General features: G+C 37.2%; 2 protein-coding genes and 4 pseudogenes. 4 read left to right on the forward strand and 2 right to left on the reverse strand.

Going from position 1 to position 3,580, the window contains the following annotated elements; all coding sequences use genetic code 11:
* From K9V48_RS27410 to K9V48_RS27420, 3 genes and pseudogenes are all read left to right on the forward strand, one after another.
* A pseudogene (locus K9V48_RS27410) lies at window positions 1–443 on the forward strand (IS6 family transposase); the annotation flags it as partial.
* A gap of 358 nt (window positions 444–801) precedes the next feature.
* Window positions 802–2,256, forward strand: a complete 1,455-nt coding sequence (locus K9V48_RS27415; protein WP_224142231.1) for an NADP-dependent glyceraldehyde-3-phosphate dehydrogenase — start codon at window positions 802–804, stop codon at window positions 2,254–2,256.
* 95 nt (window positions 2,257–2,351) lie between these two features.
* Window positions 2,352–2,493, forward strand: a pseudogene (locus K9V48_RS27420) (HU family DNA-binding protein); the annotation flags it as partial.
* Window positions 2,494–2,604: 111 nt separating this feature from the next.
* Here K9V48_RS27420 and K9V48_RS27425 read toward each other — a convergent pair.
* A pseudogene (locus tag K9V48_RS27425) lies at window positions 2,605–2,709 on the reverse strand (ATP-dependent Clp protease proteolytic subunit); the annotation flags it as partial.
* 137 nt (window positions 2,710–2,846) lie between these two features.
* Here K9V48_RS27425 and K9V48_RS27430 point away from each other — a divergent pair.
* Window positions 2,847–3,041: pseudogene (locus K9V48_RS27430) on the forward strand (IS4 family transposase); the annotation flags it as partial.
* Between the two features lie 135 nt (window positions 3,042–3,176).
* On the opposite strand, the gene K9V48_RS27435 reads toward K9V48_RS27430, so the two are convergent.
* Window positions 3,177–3,580, reverse strand: a 404-nt coding sequence (locus K9V48_RS27435) for a transposase (RefSeq protein WP_224142232.1), incomplete at its 5' end; no start/stop codon positions are given.

The raw sequence follows: 3,580 nt of genomic DNA on the forward strand, positions 1-3,580 counted from the left end.
GGATGTACCTATATCGTGCCGTTGATTCAGAAGGAAATACGATTGATTTTTATTTAAACAAAACAAGAAATCATAAGGCTGCAAAGCGCTTTTTCAAGAAAGCTTTGCGGTCTTTTCATGTTCCAAAGCCTCGTGTTATCACAGTAGACAAGAACCCATCCTATCCTTTGGCGATTGAAGAGTTGAAGAAAGAGAAAAAGATGCCTGAAGGCATCCAAATAAGACAGATTCGTTATCTAAACAATATTGTTGAACAGGATCACCGTTTCATTAAGAAATGAGTACGATCCATGCTGGGATTCAGGTCCTTCCAAACAACTACTTCTATATTGAGTGGCATTGAAGCCATGCATATGATGAAAAAAGGACAGCTTCACCAACGGGTGCAGTCTGTCCAAAATCAAGTCAAGTTCATACATAAGTTGTTTGGGATGGTATCATAATCTGTCATTGAACAGGTCATGTAGATTCTATGTCTCCATCAAATAGTTTTTGCACCAGAACCAAAACAGCTGATTACTATACAACTTTAATGAAAGCGATTACCGGAAATTAAAAATAAAAAATATTCAGAAATATTAATTTTTTTGTTGTGAAAGGATTTTAATCCTGCTAGAATGAAAAAATATTAGAATGAACTTTTTTAAAGTGGGATGCATTATGTCTGATAGGGACAAATTATGTCCATCTGGGACTAATTTTGTCCCTTATAGTTTTTGTTTACCACTTGCTCATTCAATAGACTGATTATTCACTTTATCTAGATTTGATTGATGTTCACAATTAAAGGAGGGGTTTTTTTTGACGACAAATGTATTAATTTCACCAACTTATGAATTTTACTTAAACGGGGAATGGAAAGAAAGCCAATCAGGTCAGACCATCGACATCAAGTCACCTTATCTGCATGAAATTATTGGAAAAGTACAAGCTATTACAAAAGAAGAAGTGGACGAAGCAATTTGTTCTGCACATAAAGCACAAAAAAAATGGGCAGAAACATCCCTTCAACAACGTGCAAGCTATTTATATAAATGGGCAGATGAATTAGTGAACATGCAAGACGAAATTGCTGAAGTAATTATGCAAGAGGTTGGAAAAAGTTTGAAAGATTCTAAAAATGAAGTTGTACGTACAGCTGATTTTATTCGTTATACAGTGGAAGAAGCTCTTCATATGCATGGTGAAAGCATGAAGGGAGACAGCTTCCCAGGCGGTTCTAAATCAAAAGTGGCCATTATCGAACGTGTTCCACTCGGTGTCGTATTAGCGATTCCTCCATTTAATTACCCAGTAAACTTAGCTGCTGCTAAATTGGCACCGGCGCTGATTTCAGGGAATGCCGTTATCTTTAAACCTGCTACACAAGGGTCCATCAGTGGTATTAAAATGATTGAGGCTCTTCACAAAGCAGAGTTTCCAAAAGGGCTTGTCAATATCGTAACAGGTCGTGGTTCAGTGATTGGTGATTACTTAGTTGAGCACAAAGGGATTGATATGATCTCCTTTACAGGTGGTACAAATACAGGTGTTCGTTTAGCGAAAAAGGCAGGAATGATTCCACTTGTACTTGAACTTGGTGGAAAAGATCCTGGGATTGTGCGAGAAGATGCAGATTTAGAGAAAGCAGCACAACAAATCATTAGTGGTGCGTTTTCTTATTCAGGCCAACGTTGCACAGCAATTAAGCGTGTATTAGTCCATGTAAACGTAGCAGACGAGCTTGTGGGAATTTTAAAAGAAGAAATTGAAAAATTATCTGTTGGTTCCCCAGAAGAAGGAAGCACCGTTGTTCCGTTAATTGATGACCAATCAGCTGATTTTGTTCAAGGCTTAATTGATGATGCGATTGAAAAAGGAGCAACAGTTGTGACAGGAAACAAGCGCGATCGTAATTTAATTTACCCTACTCTTCTTGATCAAGTTACAGAAGACATGCGCATTGCTTGGGAAGAACCATTCGGACCTGCATTACCAGTTATCCGTGTATCATCTGATGAAGAAGCAATCAAAATTGCCAATAAGTCTGAGTTTGGCTTACAAGCAAGTGTCTTTACAAAAGACATCAATAAAGCATTTTCGATTGCGAATAAGATGGAAACAGGTTCAGTTCAAATTAACGGTCGTACAGAACGCGGTCCAGATCATTTTCCATTTATCGGTGTGAAAGGTTCTGGTATGGGAGCCCAAGGAATTCATAAGAGCATCGAATCGATGACACGTGAGAAAGTAACGGTGTTAAATCTTACTGACTGATCCCAAAAGCAGCTTCAATTATCCTAGGAAGGATTCTATTGCTGTAGATGCATTATTTTGAAACAATTACTAATAACTTGCTCAGTAAGAAAAATATACAATTGATTGAATTTGGCACAGTTGAAGTACTTGAACGTGAGCACGAACAGGTCCTCAAACAGGTGAAGAAATCAACATTCCTACTTCTAAAGTGCCAGCTTTTAAAGCAGGTAAGGACTAAAAGAAGCCGTTAAATAAACTTATATATAGAAAAGGCTCTAAAGTTATTAAAATGTACCCTATAGAGTAGACACTAAAAAAAAGTCTACCTATAGGGTACATTTAAATTTGTGAGAGTTCTTTTTCTATTCACCTTTTCTGAACAATTATTTCATCAATAACACCGTATGCTTTCGCTTCTTCTGCACTCAAAAAGTAATCACGATCCGTATCCTTTGCATTCTTTTCAATAGGCTGATGCTTCTTTTTTTACGTGTTTCTTCTATTAGGGGTACAGTCACATACCCATCAAGCTAACGAAACAAATTTCCCCCAAAATGAAAAAAACGTTATTCTTTCAGTAAAATACTTGAAAAGGATGACGTTTTTTCATGGACCTCTCGCTTTCTGAAGAATTATATCTATTCTCACAAGAATTACAACGCTTTCTATCTCCAATCGTCCTACAAAAAATCGCTAAGCAGGTTGGTTTTGTTCAGCGATCTAGTAAGTATCAAGCAGATGAACTCATCGCCCTTTGCGTTTGGCTCAGCCAAGAAGTCGCCAGTACATCTCTTACGCAACTAAACCAGCTAATAGTTTGTCAATATTTTTCAATAAAAACTTAAAATCATTCATGCTATACTAAAAATATCCATGCTAAATAACCTTCCATTATCTCTTGAATGGAAAGTTTTAGGCTATTTAGTTAGATATAGGTTTTAGGCTATATCTTGGAAAGTTGTTTTGCTTTTTAACAGGGCGAAAATCCAATGTAAGAGCTTATTCACACAAGCGATAACTGCTACTTTATAAGGCTTTCCTTCTTCACGCTTCTTGTCGTAAAACTCACGCATTTTTTTATTGCGAGGGATGATTTCATCAGTCGTTTTCTTCTTGCGACAATCACGAATAGCACAACGAACTGCCATATATAAGGCATGACGAAGCCTACTAGATCCTCGTTTTGTGATCCGATTCTTGGTGGTTGTAAACTTTCCAGATTCGAATACACTAGGATCAACTCCAGCGAAAGCTACAAGTTTCTTAGGATGATTAAATCGATCTATCTCACCAATTTCAGAAATAATCGTTGCCGCGATTTTTTCTCCTATGCCTGGGATAG

The sequence above is a fragment of the Metabacillus rhizolycopersici genome (assembly GCF_020075705.1).